This is a genomic window from Oceanobacillus sp. FSL W7-1293 (assembly GCF_037969815.1).
Taxonomy (GTDB): Bacteria; Bacillota; Bacilli; order Bacillales; family Amphibacillaceae; genus Oceanobacillus; species Oceanobacillus oncorhynchi.
The window spans coordinates 4,020,700-4,039,931 of record NZ_CP150212.1 but is presented as its reverse complement, the minus strand read 5'-3'; the positions used below and the strand labels follow the sequence as shown (position 1 = coordinate 4,039,931).

At 41.4% G+C, this 19,232-nt stretch carries 15 protein-coding genes and 1 pseudogene; 9 read left to right on the top strand and 7 right to left on the bottom strand.

Going from position 1 to position 19,232, the window contains the following annotated elements:
- Nucleotides 1-73: 73 nt before the first annotated feature.
- Nucleotides 74-522: pseudogene (locus MKY65_RS19650) on the bottom strand (GNAT family N-acetyltransferase).
- Between the two features lie 225 nt (nucleotides 523-747).
- Here MKY65_RS19650 and MKY65_RS19645 point away from each other — a divergent pair.
- From MKY65_RS19645 to MKY65_RS19635, 3 genes are all read left to right on the top strand, one after another.
- A complete protein-coding gene (locus MKY65_RS19645; RefSeq protein WP_339179847.1) occupies nucleotides 748-1,191 on the top strand; it encodes a hypothetical protein in 444 nt (147 codons plus the stop codon).
- 23 nt (nucleotides 1,192-1,214) lie between these two features.
- Entirely contained in the window at nucleotides 1,215-2,570 is a 1,356-nt protein-coding gene (locus MKY65_RS19640; RefSeq protein ID WP_339179845.1) for a tripartite tricarboxylate transporter permease, read from the top strand.
- 96 nt (nucleotides 2,571-2,666) lie between these two features.
- Complete coding sequence (locus MKY65_RS19635; protein ID WP_339179842.1) at nucleotides 2,667-3,512, top strand: Cof-type HAD-IIB family hydrolase; 846 nt, start codon at nucleotides 2,667-2,669, stop codon at nucleotides 3,510-3,512.
- A 115-nt stretch (nucleotides 3,513-3,627) separates the two neighbouring features.
- On the opposite strand, the gene ytvI is transcribed toward MKY65_RS19635, so the two are convergent.
- The 3 genes from ytvI to MKY65_RS19620 form a co-directional block, all read right to left on the bottom strand.
- On the bottom strand, nucleotides 3,628-4,722 hold the full coding sequence (ytvI, locus tag MKY65_RS19630) for a sporulation integral membrane protein YtvI (RefSeq protein ID WP_212928391.1): 1,095 nt from the start codon (nucleotides 4,720-4,722) through the stop codon (nucleotides 3,628-3,630).
- Nucleotides 4,723-4,928: 206 nt separating this feature from the next.
- The gene (locus MKY65_RS19625) at nucleotides 4,929-5,429 is read right to left on the bottom strand and encodes a DUF3887 domain-containing protein (RefSeq protein ID WP_339179838.1); all 501 of its coding nucleotides are present in this window, start codon (nucleotides 5,427-5,429) and stop codon (nucleotides 4,929-4,931) included.
- A gap of 29 nt (nucleotides 5,430-5,458) precedes the next feature.
- Nucleotides 5,459-6,784 (bottom strand): alpha/beta fold hydrolase, encoded by a 1,326-nt coding sequence (locus MKY65_RS19620; RefSeq protein ID WP_339179836.1) that lies wholly within the window; start codon nucleotides 6,782-6,784, stop codon nucleotides 5,459-5,461.
- A 202-nt stretch (nucleotides 6,785-6,986) separates the two neighbouring features.
- Here MKY65_RS19620 and MKY65_RS19615 point away from each other — a divergent pair, with 202 nt between their 5' ends.
- The gene (locus MKY65_RS19615) at nucleotides 6,987-7,394 is read left to right on the top strand and encodes a secondary thiamine-phosphate synthase enzyme YjbQ (RefSeq protein WP_339179834.1); all 408 of its coding nucleotides are present in this window, start codon (nucleotides 6,987-6,989) and stop codon (nucleotides 7,392-7,394) included.
- A gap of 28 nt (nucleotides 7,395-7,422) precedes the next feature.
- A complete protein-coding gene (locus tag MKY65_RS19610) occupies nucleotides 7,423-8,163 on the top strand; it encodes a tyrosine-protein phosphatase (RefSeq protein WP_339179831.1) in 741 nt (246 codons plus the stop codon).
- 63 nt (nucleotides 8,164-8,226) lie between these two features.
- On the opposite strand, the gene MKY65_RS19605 is transcribed toward MKY65_RS19610, so the two are convergent.
- Nucleotides 8,227-8,595, bottom strand: a complete 369-nt coding sequence (locus tag MKY65_RS19605) for a hypothetical protein (RefSeq protein WP_339179828.1) — start codon at nucleotides 8,593-8,595, stop codon at nucleotides 8,227-8,229.
- Nucleotides 8,596-8,693: 98 nt separating this feature from the next.
- The gene (locus tag MKY65_RS19600; RefSeq protein WP_212928385.1) at nucleotides 8,694-8,945 is read right to left on the bottom strand and encodes a GlsB/YeaQ/YmgE family stress response membrane protein; all 252 of its coding nucleotides are present in this window, start codon (nucleotides 8,943-8,945) and stop codon (nucleotides 8,694-8,696) included.
- Nucleotides 8,946-9,415: 470 nt separating this feature from the next.
- Between MKY65_RS19600 and MKY65_RS19595 the strand changes: the two genes are divergently transcribed.
- From MKY65_RS19595 to MKY65_RS19580, 4 genes are all read left to right on the top strand, one after another.
- Nucleotides 9,416-11,386, top strand: coding sequence for a methyl-accepting chemotaxis protein (locus tag MKY65_RS19595; protein WP_339179824.1), 1,971 nt, complete (start codon nucleotides 9,416-9,418; stop codon nucleotides 11,384-11,386).
- A 484-nt stretch (nucleotides 11,387-11,870) separates the two neighbouring features.
- Nucleotides 11,871-13,841, top strand: coding sequence for a methyl-accepting chemotaxis protein (locus MKY65_RS19590; protein WP_339179822.1), 1,971 nt, complete (start codon nucleotides 11,871-11,873; stop codon nucleotides 13,839-13,841).
- Between the two features lie 238 nt (nucleotides 13,842-14,079).
- Nucleotides 14,080-16,053 carry a methyl-accepting chemotaxis protein gene (locus tag MKY65_RS19585; protein ID WP_339179819.1) on the top strand — a complete coding sequence of 658 codons (1,974 nt, stop codon included), beginning with the start codon at nucleotides 14,080-14,082 and terminating at the stop codon, nucleotides 16,051-16,053.
- Nucleotides 16,054-16,421: 368 nt separating this feature from the next.
- Complete coding sequence (locus MKY65_RS19580; protein ID WP_339179815.1) at nucleotides 16,422-18,395, top strand: methyl-accepting chemotaxis protein; 1,974 nt, start codon at nucleotides 16,422-16,424, stop codon at nucleotides 18,393-18,395.
- A 478-nt stretch (nucleotides 18,396-18,873) separates the two neighbouring features.
- Here the strand turns inward: MKY65_RS19580 and MKY65_RS19575 are convergent, their stop codons facing one another.
- Nucleotides 18,874-19,044, bottom strand: coding sequence for an aspartyl-phosphate phosphatase Spo0E family protein (locus tag MKY65_RS19575; protein ID WP_084612842.1), 171 nt, complete (start codon nucleotides 19,042-19,044; stop codon nucleotides 18,874-18,876).
- Between the last annotated feature and the right edge of the window lie 188 nt (nucleotides 19,045-19,232).

Below are 19,232 nucleotides of genomic sequence, written 5' to 3'. Positions count from 1 at the left end.
TAGAAAAAATTTGAGGGAAAGCACTTTGCAATAAGGTGCTTTCCTTTTTTTTATGGAATATGAAGCGATTATGTCAATGAATATCTTCCCAATCCAACTCCCGATAAAGCATCGATTCCGTCTGCTTTTCTTTTTTCATATTCACTTTCTCAAGCACCCGCATGGAAGCAGGGTTATCCAAATGTGTTTCGGCTATAACTTTATCAACCTCGTAAGTATGTTTTGCCCATTTTAATAAAGCGGCAAGCGCTTCTGTTGCTAAACCTTATTCCAACAGCTTTCCAGAAATCCATAACTGACTTCTGCCGTTTTATTTTCATCTGGTCTTCCTTTAAACCCCATATCTCCAATTATTTTGTCATCTGCCTTACGCTTGACAAGCCAAACACCCCAATATAATAGAGCAGGGTCTTCTTTTAATGCATGTAAATGCTGGATAATATGAGGACCGCATGGATAGTCTGAAGTCATTGTCTGTTTTGTACAAGGGACAATGATAAGTCTGTCTGTTTCCAGTTTCATAAAACCGCTCCTTTTCATTGCATTTTAATTCGGGTATAACAGATTTTCACAGCTATTAGTATAACAGATTATATGGGTGATAAGCCTTCCAGCTTATAAGTTATGCTGCGATTAGTATCTGCTAATAACTCCTAGTATAATTAGCATGTGTGTAGTATAATCAGGTTATTTCATTCTGCAAATAATTGTTTCAGAGATATTTTATATAGAAGGGTGTTTAAAAAGATGGAAGAACCAGAACAAAAACGTTCTCAAGCATATGTTGAAATCATTGGTGATACGGTTGTCGGCAAAGACTTAATCATGACAATCTCCATCAGTGTGGTGTTGAGCTTTCTTGGCTTTTTTGCTGGCAGAGAGCTTATTTTTCCGCGGATTGCTCCGGAAGAAATGATCCTGTCTTATTCTCTATTGTCAGGCATCGCCGGCAGTGTAACAGGCTTGCTTGTCAACACGTTTTTATTTAAACCGAAGCGTACTTTAAATGAAACGGCGTCTACAAATGCAGAGCTGTCGGAAATATATGAGAAGCTGCAGCTGGATATGAAGGAAGAGCGTGACTCTATTTTGAATGATCCAGTTACCATGGCAGAGATGAAGGAACAAGGATTTTATGAGATGTTTATCTCAGATGAGAAAACGCAAAGCGATGAGAAAGAAAAGAAATAGTTGAAAGAGGAGAATGAACGAAAATGGATGTATTACTGATATCAATCGGATTAGCGATTGTAGCCGGGCTGATCTTTACGGCAATCGGCTTGATTTCCGGCTCCGATGAAACCGCTGTGCTTGTTCCTGCTACATTGATTGTAGTGCTGCTGGGAGCACCTCCGGAAGCTGTTTTTGCCTTTTTTATGGCTGCCGTACTTTCCAAGCATCTCACACATGCGATTCCTACTGCATTAATGGGTGTTCCTGGAGATACGACGGCGACGCCGATGCTGGATCATGCGAACTTTATGCGGCGCATCGGCCTGCCGCATATTGCGTTGCGGAAAATGATTTCCGGCGGGATTATTGGTGCATTTATTGCGCTTCCTGTATCCTTGGCGTTTGCTGTATTTTTAAGCCAGTTTGGTGAATTTTTTCAGGAAAACGCCGGGATTATATTTACATTAGCAGCTGTTTTGATTGGTTACTTTTCCAAAGGACGCTGGGCGAGTATTATTTTGATCATTCCGCTTGCACTTGTGATCCAAGGGTTGAATATGGTCAGCACCACGATTCTGGGAACCGGATTATCAATCAGCTTTTTCTTAGGGATTGCGATTGGACCTATGCTTACGGATATTTTATTGGCAACTTCCGGGAGCGGACGTTTGATGATTCAGCGTCAGCAGCCCAATGAATATAAATTAGCTCCAGAAAAGAAATCATGGTCGGGGTATTTTCCGAATCCATTTAAAGTATTAACTAAGAAACAAACAGCATCGGTTGGAGGGACGTCGTTTTTATCTTCGTTAACCTTTGCATTAAGTCCTGTCGGCATGACCGCATTGATGGGAGAACTGGTAGGTTCCAGGGTGAAGGGACAATACAAGAAGTCAACGACCAGCCTTTCTACGATGAATGGGGTAACGGAATCGACGTATATTGCGGAGACGATTATCCCGCTCGTGGCCTTTGGAATTCCACTTAGTCCGGTAGCAATCGGACCTGCACAAGCATTATTTAATGCGCCGCCTGTATTTACAACAGAGCCGGTCCATAATTTGCATACATTAATGGAGCCACTGGATTTCCTTTTATACGGGTTGATTGGAATTATTGTTGCGGCTGTTATTGCCTATCCATTTTCGATGAATTTTGCACGGAAAGCGACGGTTCTTGTATTAAAGCATATTAACCAGGAAGCTATTATTGCTATGTTTATCGGTGTGGTTACCCTGCTTGCGTTCTATGAAGGCGGCTTGGTTAGTGTTACCGTTACGTTTGCTATGGCAATGGTCGGCGGATTATTGAATCGTTTCCTTGGTGTAGGAATCGGGGTTCAATTTATGATATTCTATGGCTCCGGCTGGATTGTAACCACGTTATTAGGCATGTAAGGTGTAAAATACAGCGGAACAGATATAGCAAAACAGGCCGGGCAATCAACCCGGCTTCAAATATGGTAAGATAGCAACTGGAAGGATGTGAAGCACGTGAAGTTAATTGCAATTGATTTAGATGGTACATTACTAAGTGAAGACGGAAAGATCAGTGAAGAGAATCAAGAGGCGATTCATAGAAAACAAGCAAACGGCGATATCGTTGCTTTTTGCTCTGGAAGATCATTGCATGATATGCAGGAAATTGCGGAAGCGGCGAATTTAGAAGTTCCATTAATCTGTGCGAATGGTTCGTTGACCAGTGTAAATGGGGAAATTATCCGCAGCCAGATACTTGCTGCAGATAAGCTGACGGAAATCATGGACACGGTGGCGAGTGCGGGATTATATTTTGAAATTTATACAAATAAAGGCGTCTACATTCAAAAGGATAAGAAGCCGATTTTAGAAGAAGAGAAGGAAGCTTTGTTTGACACGCCGGAAGAAAAGGAAAATGCCGGGCATATTATTCGAATACAAAATATGCAGTATGGGATGGTAGAAGTAGATGACTACTTAGAAGCAGGCGTTACCGAATTGGAGCCATATAAAGTATTTATTTTGTCCTTCCGTCGTCAGGAGCTGGAGAAACTTGCAGAGAACTGGAAGGACAGGGAGGATATTTCCATCACCACCTCAGGCTATCAAAAATTAGAAGTCGCTCATCCCGACTCCAGCAAAGGAAATGCATTAGAAGCGCTGGCAGCGTATTATGAAATCCCGCAGGAGGACACCGTCAGCATTGGAGATAATTTTAATGATATTTCGATGCTTGAATATGCAGGGACAGCTGTAGCGATGCATAATGCTGAGCCGGAAGTAAAGGAATATGCAGACCATGTAACAAGAAGTAATGAAGAAAATGGCGTCGGCCATGCATTGAATGAAATCATCAAATAAGGCAGCAGATGCTTTGCTTATAAAATGAAATGTCACTCAGCGGGAGTTTTACGAATGGCTCCCCGTAATAAAAAATCCGAATCTGCAAAATCAGATTCGGATTTTTTATTTGCTTTTATAGACTTTCTTCTTCTACCTTTTCAATCGACTTCTTCTTCACAAATTGGAATAAGCCAACTTCATGGGCTGCTTGAAACGCACTGACAACGAATGGTCCAAAAATAAGTCCGAGTACACCGAAGAAGACAAATCCAAAATACATGGATAAAACGGTTGGCAGTGCCGCGAGTCCCATTTGATCACCGAGCACCTTAGGCTCCGTAATCCGTCTGATGACCAGGAGGAATAAGGCTAATACCATCAGCTGCAGACCGGTTGGCACGTCGCCGATAAGCATCATCAGTCCTCCCCATGGAACCAGAATTAATGCCGGACCGACATACAGCGGAATAATGTCCACGAGCCAGATAATAAAGGTCATTAAGAGCGCAAACCGAGGTGAGATAAATAATAAGCTCACATAGGTAAGTATGAAAATCATTACACTAAGCAGGAATTGCGCTTTCCAGTATCCCCAGAAAACCGTTTTTAAACGCTGGAAGAAGGTCTTTAGTTTTGTAGATGTTGCCTCTGGAAATAGAGAGAAAAAAGCTTGGAACAGCTTTGGCAGATCCAGACTGAATAAAAAGAAAGTAATCAGATAGACAAGCGATACAAAAAGCAGATTAGGAATGGATTGGACCCAGGAACCGAGCATGCCAATCAAACTCTCTACTAAGTCATATCCTGTGTTTAACAGCCGTTCTGATTGACGTTCCAGTTCACTGATGATCGCATCACGCTGTGGCAAATCAGCAATTAAATCATTGAACCTGTTAATAATTTCAGTGATGATGGTCTGAATTTCACTTCCGTACCTGGGAACATTATAACTCCATTCCACGATACGGCTGATGGTACTTGTGAGCATGACATAAATTAATCCGCATGCCACTACCACGAAGGTCGTAAAAACGATGGTAACCGGCCAGATTCTTTTTTCTTGTTTTAATACTTTTTGCAGCAGCTTCACCAGCGGTTCAAAAATAATTGCTGTTAATAATGCCAGCAGGACAGGTATAAACACTGAAAAGTAAAAATATAAAAACACAGCTAGTGCGATAAGTAAGATACCGATAATAATTTTTTTGATTAATGATTGATTTAACAAAAGCTTTCCCCCTGCCGAGTAACACAATAAAATATCATAATATCATTTTATAATCCGGCTTTCAAATTGTAAACCAGATTAGTGGAGTTCACGGATTTATCACTGTATGATCCAGCCAGAGGAAGCAGTGCAGCTTCCGGCGGGATAACAATTCGATGTTTCACGAAGAAATTTCCGTGAAACTCCTGCTCAATCGATTTTCTTCCTCATTCTGGCGGCCGGATAAAAAATCCGCTAACTTCACTAGTATTGCCGTTCATGGTAAGATTTAAAATAACTATATGGTCACCGAAAGTGCTTTCATAAATAAATGAATAGTAGCCCTCTATTTGTTGATTCTCTACATAATCGAAGCCGGTAAATTCTCCAAACTCCGTTTCGAGCTGGGTCCAAATTGCTTCCAGCTCCATAGAACTGATTTCGGAGGCCATTATCTCATCCAGCAAAGCTTCTGCTTCATCAAAATCTCCCTCATCTAGATAGGTTAAGAATGCTTCGGAAGCTTGGGATGCTTCTTCTGCTGTTATCGTCACTTCCTCTTCTATTTCATATGCTTCTTCGTTTTCATTATTTTCTTGACCAGCGGATGTTTCCTCTTGAGCAGTGTCATTATCCGTTTCTGGGGAGGAATCGGAACCTCCACAAGCTGCCAGCAGTATCATCAATAAAATGGAGAGGATTGAAATCGTTAAGTGCTTTCCTTTCATGATTATACGCTCCTTTATAAAGTGAAACTTTATTCCGCCTGTTCATGAATCCAGTCGCTGATATCCTTGATAACCTGCTTATCTACATGACCGGGAATATTGTATTCAGCTATCGTGCCTTTGTTTTCCCCTTGGGACAGAATAAAGTTATGGTTAAGGTCCGGATAGGTTTTTAATGTTGCCTGCGATTCGTTTTCAAAGATGTCTTCCCATGCAGCAAAATCATTCTCCACGGTGACCTGAAAGTCTGCTTCGCCCTGAAGAATAAGCAATGGTTTATTGGAATCGAGCGCGATTTGGCCGACATCGTATTGGTCCATTTCACGAAGGTAATATCCGCTCATTCCGCCAATATCATATTCCATGGCTTCTTCTGGAGACATACCTTGAAAGCTTTCGGCAAGCTCTTTAAATGCATCTGCTTGGTCCTGCAGCTGTTCTCGTGCTTCTTCACTCAGATTATCAGAAGCTAAATCTAATTGCTGATTGTACAGAATTTCCCATAATGACCGGGGAGAGCCTGCTAAAAGAATCATGCCAGCTGTATCTGCTTCGTCGTCAATGCGCGGCGCCAGCATTCCTCCGAGAGAGTGTCCATTGATGTATACTTGATCCGTCTGAATTCGGTCGTCCGCTTGCAGCATGCGGGCTGCTTCCACTGCATCATCCACCGTTTCTTCCTTAACGGTCAGTGCCGCCCCCAGCTCTTCTACCATTTTTTCTCCATGTGTATACGTACGCTTATCATAACGTAACACCGCAATCCCTTCTTCTGCTAACCCATAAGCAATATCCTGAAAGGGTTTGTAGCTAAAAATAGTTTCATCCATATCATTTGGACCAGAGCCATGTACAAGCACCACAGCTGGATATGGTCCGCCTTCCTCATCAGGCAGGGTCAATTTTCCATTTAAGGGGTAGCCGTCTTCCGCTTCTATCGTGATATCCTCTTCCACTGCAGCATCAGGGAGGGCTAATTCCTCCATTGGGCGCTCTATTTGTAAGCTCTCCAGTTTTTCTTCTTCATTCCAATCCATGGTTACCTCCATTCGTGCATCATCAAAAATGACTTCACCGGAAACGGCCGTCTCCTCCTCATCTGTGGTTGCTTCCAAATTACTTATTTCTTCAAATGTACTCCCGCGATTGGCTTCCCAGGACAGCTGTAATTCGTCTGCAGGGTATGATTCCTGCAGTTCATCAGAGAAATATTGGTCGGTAATTTGTTGATATTCCTCCTCTTGCAATTGCTGAAGCACTTCTTCTGCGTTCTCTTCCGCTGTGCTTTCCTGACTCGAACAGGCAGAGAGGAGGAAAAAGGCTAAACCAGCCAGAATTATGTATGTTTTTCGCAACATCATCATCCTTTTCATATAGTTTGTGTTTCGCTCAAATGATTGAAAGAGCATATAAAGCCTATATCCTATCGTACGATTTGCGAAGGGGTTATGTTTCAAAACTGCCTAATTATTTGTTGGTTTGTCCATATTTCGTTAAGATAGGATTATAATTGAAAGAACGCATGATAGAATGAATTTATGGAATGAGGTGGGAGACATGACTACAAATGCAATCGAATTTCAAATAAAAACAAAGAAGAAGCAGGAGTTTGTTTTCTTGGATAGCCAGCTGGAAGAGATTCTGGATCAGAGCGGTGTGCAGGAAGGAATCATGCTGGTATATTGTCCGCATACGACCGGCGGGATTACAATTAATGAAAATGCTGATCCGGATGTACGGCGTGATTTATCGCTTGGCTTGAACGAAGCCTTTCCAAATAAAGAAGCTTATGTCCATATGGAAGGCAATTCGGACGGACATATGAAATCATCTGTTGTCGGTGCCAGTGAAACATTGATTATTTCCAATGGACGAATGATTTTGGGAACATGGCAGAGTGTCTATTTCTGTGAATTTGATGGGCCGAGAACACGGACAGTGTACGTGAAGATAATAGAAGGATAAGGTTTGTAAATAAAGGGGAGGCAGAAGCGTGACAACAGAAACTTTATTGTTTAATCCGGAAAGGCATATTGCATTAGAAGGAACACAAAATATTCGTGATTTGGGAGGCTATCCAACGGAGGATGGCAAGCAAACAAAATGGGGAAAGTATTATCGGGCAGATTCTCTGCATCAGGTGAGCCATCGGGAACATGCCTTTCTGCAAAAGGAAAGAGGCATTCATACCGTTATTGATTTACGCATGAGCATGGAAGGGAAATATCGAAAAGAGGATAAAGCACGTTATGATTTTTATAATATCCCCTTGCTGGATCCCGCTACATTTACGACTAAAATGCCCAAAACTCTAGTGGAAATGTATATCTTGATGTTGGAGACCAGTAAGCCGAAATTTAAACAAATCATGGATATTTTTCTTGAGAATAAAGGAAATCCGGTTCTATTCCACTGCCGGGTCGGGAAGGACCGTACAGGTGTCCTTGCCGCTATTTTATTAGATTTAGCAGGCGTGCCAAGAGATATTATCGTGAAGGATTATGCGCTGACGGGCGAGTATAAGAAGATAACGGATGAAGAGCTTCATCATCGTCCGCCGTTGATGTCACGCAATCAATTTAAAGCGATGCTGAGCTGCGAACCTGCTTACATGGAAGCATTTTTAGATTATTTGTATAAAGAATATGGCAGTGCGGCTGATTTTCTGAAAGTGATTGGTTTGAAAGAGGAAGAAATCACTGCATTGCGAGATGATTTTATAGAGGAAGTATAAAAAAGGGAGAAAAACGGATGAGATTTGTACCGTTCTTCTCCTTTTTAGCTATTTCCCTGTCTTCTAATAATACGGAGGGTAAGGGTAGCCGTTATAATACCCAGGTGGCCCGGGCGGTCCAGGAGGGCCAGGTGGACCCGGCGGGCCATAATATCCCATTGGTCCAGGCGGTCCTGGAGGTCCGGGCGGCCCGGGAGGACCATAATATCCCGGTCCTCCGCCAGGACTAAAAGCGCTGCCCAATAAACCGCCGGCTAATCCGCCGATGAACGGGAAAAAGAACGCACGCTGTTCTGGTGCATGCTGACTAAACGGCTGTCCCGGGTATGCATTATATGGTGAAGCAGGCATATCAAACTGCTCAGGATGCTGATAATCCATCACTTGATATTCATCTGCATGGGAATACGCATGATTCGGATCAGGTTGCATATACATTCCTCTTTTCTGCATAAGCTATATACCTAACTTATGCAGCTGCTTCAATTATGTTCACCTATTCCTCCGTATCGTCTTTTAGAATCCGGTCATTAACGGCGGAATAGTCGCATGATGAAACTGACAATCACAATAAGGATGATTGCACCGATCAGAGCGGGCACAATAAAGAATCCGCCTATTTCAGGTCCCCATTGTCCAAATATTGAAGAACCGAGCCATGCTCCAATGAAACCAGCAAGAATATTTCCGATGATTCCGCCCGGCAAATCCTTACTTACTATTAATCCGGCTACCCAGCCGATAATTCCGCCAACAATTAGACTCCAAATAAAACTTAGCATAATAATCATTCCTTTCTATATTTTATTTATCCCCAACTATATAAACTTTAAAACAAGAAATGCTTCATTTTTTAACAAAAAATAGAAAAAATGATTCAGAATTCCTAGTATGGAAAATAAAAATGAAATACAGCTATAATTTTTAGGTTGAAAGTACTTTTATAAATAAAAAAGTTAATAGGTAATAAGGTGTGTTCACCCTGTGGAAATCGTGGATTTTTATTGAAATCAATCTTTCATACATAAAACTTTTATCCTTATATACTGTATTTAGATTTTTATGATTTGATGTTAAAGCGTTATTTCTATTTTATTATTTGATTCTAAAGGAATGATAAATTAACTTTATATCCCTTTTATTTCTTTTTATTGGAATTAATAAAAATATTTTATAATATTTATTGTATTTAGATACATTTATTCAGTTTTCTTCCGATAAATAATTATAGACAATTAGGAGAGATGAAAAAATGAAGAAATTATTTAAAGCCAAAGGAATCCGGTTTAAGTTAGTCTTATCTTTTTTCTTAATACTACTCGTCCCGGGAATAATCGTAAGTACGATGTCATTTTTTACTTCAACAAATACTGTAGAGCAGCAGAAGCGGGACCAGGTGCAGGAATTAACTGCGGTGATGAATCAGACTATCAATAATACTTTTGAGCTGAAGCAGAGGGATATGGAAGTCTTATCAAGCGTAATTACAGCCGATGTTATAGAAGATACAGCCGAATTAGATCGAAGAATGTCTGAGTATATAGAGATTCACGAAGAGGCTCCGGAATTTTATCTTGGAACGACAGACGGCGATTACCATATGCAGCCGGACTTAGAGATGGAGGAAGGCTACGATCCAAGAGAACGTGACTGGTATCTGGAAGCCATGGCAAATCCGGAAGAAGTCATTATTTCTGATCCATACCTGACAGCAAGCGGAGACGGGCAGATAGCGGTCAGTATTTCGAAAGCGCTGGAAGATGGTTCGGGAGCCATCGGCATTGATGTCTCCATGGACTTTATACAACAGCTTGTATCAGAAATGAGCATAGGAGAAAATGGATACGCTATCCTGCTGGATACGAATCAAAACTTTATTTATCATCCGGAAACAGAAGCTGGAGAAGGTGCAGAAGAAGCTTTCTATCAGAATATGTATGGAAATGATTCTGGGACGTTTGACTATGATTACAACAATATGTCTAAAATTATGGTATATGATACGAACAGTTTAACGGGTTGGAAATTGGGAGGAACCATTGACCAAAGTGAAGTAGAAGCTGCAGCCAGGTCTATCTCTACACCGGTTACCATTGTACAGGCTCTGACGATAGTCATCGGAACAGTCATTATTTTATTTCTGATTCGTTCGATTATCCGCCCAATCAAGGATTTAAAAGAAAAAGCAGAAGTCATCAGTACGGGAGACTTAACGCAGTCTGTGGAAGTCAAAACAAATGATGAGATTGGCGAGCTGGGCACTGCTTTTAATAAAATGGGGGAGAGCCTGCGGGAGCTGGTTGGCGAGGTGGAATATAATGCGCAGCAGGTAGCCGCCTCTGCACAGGAATTAAATGCAAATGCTGATCAGATGACAAGCTCATCGGAGCAGGTTTCCCTGGCTATTCAAGAGGTATCCTCCAGTGCAGAGCATCAGTTAAGCGGTACGGAAGATGGAGTGAATTCGCTGGAAGAAGTGTCTACAGGCGTGCACAGAGTCGTTGAAAGCTCTGCCCAAGTAACGGAATTCGTGCAAAAAATGAATGAACAGGCAGAGGTCGGCGGACAGGCTGTGAGCAACACATTAAATCAGATGACCTCGATTCAATCATCTGTCGAAAATACCAATGAAAATATTTCATCCTTATTAGAACGGTCGAAGCAGGTCAGCACGATTTTAAATGCCATTACCGATATTTCAGAACAGACGAATCTGCTCGCATTAAATGCAGCAATCGAAGCAGCCCGGGCAGGAGAGCATGGGAAAGGCTTTGCAGTTGTGGCAGATGAGGTGCGAAAGCTGGCTGAACAGTCGAAGCTTTCCGCTACGCAAATCAGGGAAATCATTGTAGGAATCCAGACAGACGTTGAGAATGCAGTAGATAAAATGGGGCAGGTTACCTCCAATGTCAACAGCGGACTGGATGTATCCTATGATGCCATCGATAAATTCGGTGAAATTCTCCGCTCCAGCGAAAGCATTAAACCGCAGATGGAAGAAGTAACTGCCATTTCGGAACAAATGTCTGCCGCTGTAGGGCAATTAATGGAGACCGTGAGCAATCTGGCTTCCATCGCCCGCAATAATGCCGCATCCTCTGAGGAAGTAGCCGCATCTTCTGAAGAACAGCTTGCCTCCATGGAGGAAATCTCGGCATCTGCGAAGTCACTTTCTTCCATGGCAGAGGATTTATCAGAGAAAGTGTCAAAGTATAAATATTAAAGCCAAATAAATGATTTTATAAAACAAGTACAGCGGTAAGCATAATTACTGCTGTACTTGTTTTTTTACAAACAATTGTCCATAAATATTCCGCGGAAGGAAGCCTCTTATTTGTTTATCGATAGATAAAACCAATAAAAAACTAGAAAAGAACTTTAGTTATTTGGGAATGATCCGATATAAATAATATAAGGAATTTTACTCATTGAACGGAGGAGGAGAGGAATTAAGACGTGAAATGTAGTGAATATGAATTACTTTTTTAGATGTAAACATGTAACGTTTCGGTGAAAACAGAAAGCGTGCGATAGGAACAAATGGTTTTCATTTGGATAAAGGAATCGATTATAAATACGTATGTTAACCTATTACTCGTGGTACCGCAATAAGAATGACATTATCTGAAGAACAGCTTTTATCAGAAGATGAACTACTACTATTTTCAAAAGGGATAAACATTAATCTATCTAGGAGAGATGGGAAAATGAAAACATTATTTAAAGCGAAAGGTATCCGATTCAAATTAGTTTTGTCTTTTTTCTTAATTTTGTTAGTACCAGGGATTACGATTGGAGTTATTACGTATTTCAGCTCGATAAATACCGTGGAAAATCAGCAGATGAATCAGGTTGATGAATTAAACACAATGTTAAATCAGGCAATTAATGATCAATTTCAATTAAAAACACATGATGCAGATGTGATGTCTGAAATGATTACTGCAGAACAAATTAACGATACAGAAGCATTAAGCAGAATCTTATCTCAATATAATGGATTACATAATGAGGTTACCGAAATTTATGTAGGAACAACAGAAGGAGATTTTTATAATCAGCCATTGCTTGAGGTGGCGGATGATTATGATCCGAGGGAACGTGATTGGTATGCAGAAGCAATGGCAAATCCAGGTGAAGTCGTAATATCCAATCCTTATGTTTCAGCAAGCGGTGATGGGGCAATCGGAGTCAGTGTTTCCAAAACGCTGGAGGACGGTTCCGGCGTTGTAGGGATTGATGTTTCTATCGATTTTATTCAGAACCTTGCATCCGAAGTGAATATAGGGGATGAGGGGTATACACTTTTATTGGATACCGATCAAAATGTCATCTATCATCCGGAAATTGAGGTAGGAGAAGAGGCGGAACAAGCATTTTATCAAAATTTATATGAGGATGAAGCAGGCAGCTTTGAATATGAGTATAATAATACGTCTAAAATGATGGGTTATAGTACAAACAGCTTGACTGGATGGAAGATTGCGGGAACCATTGATTACAGTGAAGTACAGGCAGCGGCTAAGTCCATTACAACAACCCTTGCCATCGTTCTGTCGCTTACTTTAATTTTGGGTATAGGCGTCATTTTATTGCTCGTGCGTTCTGTTATCCGTCCAATCAAGGAAATAAGAGAAAAAGCAGAAATCATTAGTACAGGCGATCTCACACAAACTGTAGAAGTCAAAACAAATGATGAGGTCGGACAGCTGGGAATAGCATTTAACAAAATGGGGGAAAGCTTACGGAATCTCGTTCGTGATGTTGAATTTAATGCCCAGCAGGTTGCTGCATCAGCAGAGGAATTAAATGCGAATGCCGATCAGATGACAAGCTCGTCTGAACAAGTATCTCTGGCTATCCAGGAAGTATCCTCCAGCTCGGAAACACAATTGAATGGGACAGAAGACAGTGCGAACTCATTAGAAGAAGTCTCGACAGGGGTCAGCAGAATCGTCGACAGTTCCTCTCACGTAGCAGAATTGGTAAATCAGATGAGCGACCAGGCAGAAATCGGCGGAAAAGCGGTTACGGATACGTTGAATCAAATGACATCGATCCAATCTTCCGTGGATAATACAAATGTCAATATTACCTCGCTAATGGCACGTTCAAATGAAGTAAGCACGATTCTGAAGGCTATTACGGATATTTCGGAACAGACCAACCTGCTTGCGTTAAATGCAGCGATTGAAGCAGCCCGCGCCGGGGAGCATGGAAAAGGGTTTGCGGTTGTTGCAGATGAAGTGCGGAAGCTGGCTGAACAATCGAAAACCTCCGCTGGAGAAATTAGTACGATCGTTCAAGGGATTCAACAGGATGTAAAGGACGCTGTTGAAAAAATGTCCCAAGTAACCGCCAATGTAGATAAAGGTCTGGAAGTGTCCGATGATGCGAAGGACAAGTTTAAAGGAATTGTCCGATCCAGTAAAGATATTAAGCCGCAAATGGAAGAAGTTATGGCCATCTCAGAGCAAATGGCAGCTGCGGTACAAGAAGTTTCTTCCACAGCGAATGACCTGGCCTCGATTGCCAGAAATAATGCCGCATCTTCTCAGGAGGTAGCAGCTTCCACAGAAGAACAGCTTGCCTCCATGGAAGAAATCTCTGCATCTGCCAAATCATTATCTACGATGGCAGAGGACTTAACAGAGAAAATCAATCAATACAAATACTGATAAAGACTGGCTTTCATCATGAATAACCGGACCTTTCTATTCCAAAGCGCTGGAATAAGGTCCGGTTATTTTATTTGCTGTTATGCATTAGAAGGATAAAGAATCGTGGGTATTTTGTTTTATTAAGCTGATTTCGTTCTAGAATCGAAGTAGGGAAACAAGGAGAAATGATTCATTTTACATAAATACAGCCGATAAATAATTAGAAGAATTTAGTAAAAAAAGGAGGCTGGAAAGAATGAAGCAGAAAAAAGAAACAAATGGAGTAAAGCGAAAATTAGTGATATCCTTTTCATCTATCTTAATTATACCGGTTGTTCTCATTGGCTTTTTAACGTACAACAGCTCTGTCAATACCATGCAAGTACAGCAGGAGGAGCAGGTAAATGAAATCATCACCCTGATGGGACAGAACATTGATGAGACGTTCGAGCTGAAGGGCCGGGATATTGATGTATTTGCCGAAAATACTAGAGGAGATCAGATAGAAGAGGGAGACGATGAATTGACCCTTATTATGCATCAATATTTGCATTTTCATGAAGAAGTAGAAGAAGTTTTCTTTGGTTCAGAGGAAGGCACCTTTTTGATTGATGCGGAAACAGAGGTCCCGGAAGAATTTGATCCGCGTGATCAATCCTGGTACATACATGCAATGGAGAATCCGGGAGAGCTGATTATCTCTGATCCGTATCAAACCACAGCAGTTAATGGAGGAATGGTCGTTACACTGTCCAAAGCATTAGAAGATGGCTCCGGTGTTGCGGGTATTGACTTAACGATCGACTTTGTCCAGGATATGGCATCCACTGTTAACATCGGCGAAAGCGGTTACCCGATTTTAATAGATAGAGAAGGAACGGTTATTTTCCATCCTGACAATGAAGTCGGGACGCAGCTGGAAGAAGCATTTACTTCGTCCTTATTGGAACAGGAATCGGGAGTTTTTGAATATGAACAGGATAATGAAGATAAGATTTTAGTATATGATACGAATGAACATACAGGCTGGACACTTGCGGGAAGCATTGATTACAGCGAGGTTCAAAACAGTGCAGCTTCCATTATAAAAACACTTATCATTGTGATGATTGTTGCCTTTCTCATCGGTGCCGGGATCAATGCAGTCACGATTCAATCCATCCTCCGTCCGATTAATGGTTTGAAAAGAAGGGCCCAGGTGATTAGCACGGGCGATTTGACGGAAGAGATCAAAGTGGCCAAAAACGATGAAATCGGGCAGCTTGGCAATGCGTTTAATGACATGCAGCACAGTTTAAGAGAATTAATCAGCGATGTGGAAATGAATGCCCAGCAGGTCGCAGCGTCAGCGCAGCAGCTGACTGCCAATGCTGATCAATTAACAAGCTCGTCCGAACAAGTATCGCTTGCTGTTCAGGAAGTATCATCAAGTGCAGAAAATCAGTTAGATGGAACAGAAGACAGTCTTCGTTCGTTAGAAGAAGTGTCAACAGGAGTAGGAAGAATCGTGGAAAGTACGACCAGCGTTTCCGGCTATGTAGATCAGATGAACGAGCAGGCGAATGTAGGCGGACAGGCTGTAAGCAACACATTGAATCAAATGACATCGATCCAATCATCGGTAGAAGATACAAATAAGGATATTCATTCTCTGTTAGAACGCTCGAAAGAAGTAAGTACGATTCTCAAAGCGATTACCGATATTTCCGAGCAGACCAATCTGCTTGCATTAAATGCAGCGATTGAAGCAGCGCGTGCGGGAGAGCATGGAAAAGGATTTGCTGTGGTCGCAGATGAAGTACGCAAGCTTGCCGAACAATCGAAAACATCTGCCAGTGAAATCAGTGTTATCGTTCAAGGCATCGAAAGGGATGTTCAAAATGCGGTCGAGAAAATGAAACAGGTCACGACCTCTGTAAATGATGGCCTTGATGTGTCCTATGACGCGATTGATAAATTTGGCGAAATCATACGGACAGGCGAAACGATTAAACCGCAGATGGAAGAAGTGACAGCAACGTCAGAAGAAATGTCTGCTCTTGTGGAACAAGTGACCTCAACAGCAGATGGTCTAGCATCCATTGCCAGAAATAATGCAGCATCCTCAGAGGAAGTAGCAGCTTCTACGGAGGAGCAGCTGGCATCGATGCAGGAAATTACAGCGGCTGCGAAGTCCTTATCTGCTATGGCCGAGGATTTGACGGAGAAGATAAAGGTTTATAAATATTAAGGACCGATATAAATATAAAGAACTGCAGTGAAACGAGATTTCAGAGAGAATGTCGTTATCATCTGCAGTTCTTTTTTGTTAGGTATTTACTCACAATTCAAATGGGGTGAAATAGAATGAAAGTTATAAAATAGCAAATTTATATTGAATTCATGAAAAATCAACCGATAAATAGTAGGTATGAAATCTTGGGAATAAGTACTGTATTTTGTAATGAAGGAGTGATGAATTAGGTAATAGATACTGTATGCTTGTTCCAAAGATTAGTTGGCCTGTTCGTGTAAACAGCTGGTTCGATAGATGAATGAACATACAAAGCATGATAGAACATCACCAGAATGAAATATTACAGCGAAGGAGAGTCAGTTGTGAAGAAATTAACCAAACCAAAAGGAATTCGATTTAAATTAGTAGTATCCTTCTTTTTCATGTTATTGATTCCAGGAGTAGCAATTGGAATAATGACCTATTTCAGCTCAATCGATTCATTAGAGCATCAGCAAACGGAGCAGGTGAAAGATACCGCTGAGCTGCTGAACCAGACCGTGGACAATGCCTTGGAATTAAGGATAAATGATTTGAATACATTTGCTGCACAATTTAACAGCAGGCAGATAGGTGATGATGAAGAGACCTTAGAGCAGGTATTAGGACAATATAAGGAAATGAATGAGGAAGTCTCTGAGGTATATATGGCTTCCAACGACGGCGATTTATTTTATAGACAGCCGGATACAGAACTGCCGGAGGGATTCGATGCAACCGAGCGCGATTGGTTTATCAATGCGGTAAACAACCCTGGCGAGGTACAGATTTCAGATCCATTTGAAAGTGCCAGCGAAACTGGAACAGTAGTCAGCATCACTAAAACATTGGACGACGGTTCCGGCGTAATGGGGGTAAGTCTCTATATCGATTCTATCCAGCAGCTGGCGTCTGAAATTTCGATTGGAGAAAATGGCTATGCGGTCATTATTGATCCGCAGCAAAAATACGTATACCATCCAACCTTTGAAACAGGAGAAGAAGTGGAAAATGGCGTCTTAGGAACGATGTTTGATGATGCGTCAGGAAGCTATGAATATAGCTATGATAATACATCAAAAATCATGGTATATCAGACAAATGATTTAACTGGATGGAAGCTGGCAGGGACCATTGATTACGATGAAATCAAAGGAGAGGCAGCATCTACCTTAACGACGATGATAACAATTATTGTCATTACCTTAGTGCTGGGAACAATCATTATTCTATTCTTGATCCGTTCCATCACCCGTCCGATTCAGAGACTGAAGGAAAATGCAAAAATCATCAGTACCGGTGACCTGACACATTCGATTGATATAAAAACAACGGATGAAATCGGCGAGCTGGGACAAGCTTTTAACGAAATGCAGGAGGGCTTGAAAACGCTGGTTCGTGATGTCGAATATAATGCCCAGCAGGTTGCCGCATCGGCAGAGGAGTTAAATGCGAATGCCGACCAGATGACAAGCTCGTCTGAACAGGTATCCCTAGCTATCCAGGAGGTCTCCTCCAGCTCGGAAACACAGCTGCACGGTACAGAAGAGAGTGCAAATTCGTTAGAAGAAGTATCTACCGGCGTTGGCAGAATTGTTGACAGCTCCTCAAAGGTTTCGGATATGGTGACACAAATGAGTACACAGGCAGAAGTCGGAGGAAAAGCGGTCAGCGATACCTTAAATCAAATGACATCGATCCAATCGTCTGTTGATGATACCAATCTGAATATCGCATCCTTACTGGAACGGTCGAAGGAAGTAAGTACGATTCTAAATGCCATCACCGATATTTCGGAGCAGACGAATTTACTGGCACTGAATGCAGCGATTGAAGCGGCACGCGCCGGCGAGCATGGGAAAGGGTTCGCTGTGGTAGCGGATGAAGTCCGTAAATTAGCAGAGGAATCCAAAACATCTGCAGGCGAAATCAGCTCCATCGTTCATGGTATCCAAGACGATGTCCAAAAGGCTGTGGAAAAAATGTCTCAGGTGACATCCAATGTGAATGATGGTTTAGACGTATCCTATGACGCCATTGATAAATTTGGAGAAATCCTGCGTTCCAGCGGAGATATTAAACCGCAAATGGAAGAGGTCATGGCCATTTCTGGGCAAATGTCAGCAGCAGTTCAACAGGTAACAGCCACTGCCAATGATTTGGCTTCCATTGCCAGAAACAATGCGTCGTCTTCAGAGGAAGTCGCTGCATCTACTGAGGAGCAGCTCGCATCGATGGAAGAAATCTCTGCATCCGCTAAATCACTGTCAACGATGGCAGAGGATTTAACAGGGAAAATCGCAGAATATAAATATTAAGAAAGCTGATAGAAAAAGAAGGATTTCCGATATAAGGGAACCCTTCTTTTTCTGTATGATGCTTGCACATCCATATTTTTAGCTGTCAAGCTGAATTCATATTCATTTTTGGCGTAGACAAACCCTGTCGTTTGTCCACACCAAAAAGATGGAGTACAGCCTTATTCTTTCTATACATACTATCCATTCATATGTTGTCTTAGTAGAACATGGCAATTTGTTTTGCTTTTACAAGAAATACAGCAGTGAACAATTATCAGCCAGTATCGCTATGAGCTATCAGCGTCTTCGTTGAATGGGTATATTTTTACTTATAGGAAAGTTAATTATTTTAGCGATTGTTTTGTGAGGGTTGAGTAACTGTAGTTCCCAGAAGTATTTTCTAGCCTGACTAAAATTTTTAAACAATCATATAAGTGCACCGATGTTGATAGGACGAGTAGTGCTTGTCCTAATGAAAGCAATCCTGCGTTAGTTGTTAAGTTGATTTGCTACTTTGTTTTAAAATCTGATCTAATTGGTTCAGTAATTTATCCAGCGATTGTGATATTTTTAATAAATTCGGGTCGTTTGGATTCTTCTCATAAACTGCATACATTTCTTTTCTTTTCGTTTCAATCTGCTTGTTCAATTCATCAATTTCCGACATACTCTCACGCCCTCTCCAATTACCAAATAGAAGTTAATTTGGATGTGGCATAAAAAGATATGATAAGGCTTTAAGCAAAATTCTAACAGGAAACGGGAGAAAAATAAAATAAATCAACTGTTCTAATTAATGGGAAGGTAGTTATAAATAGTAAGTTCATGTTAGAAATATCCTGTATTTTATAAAAA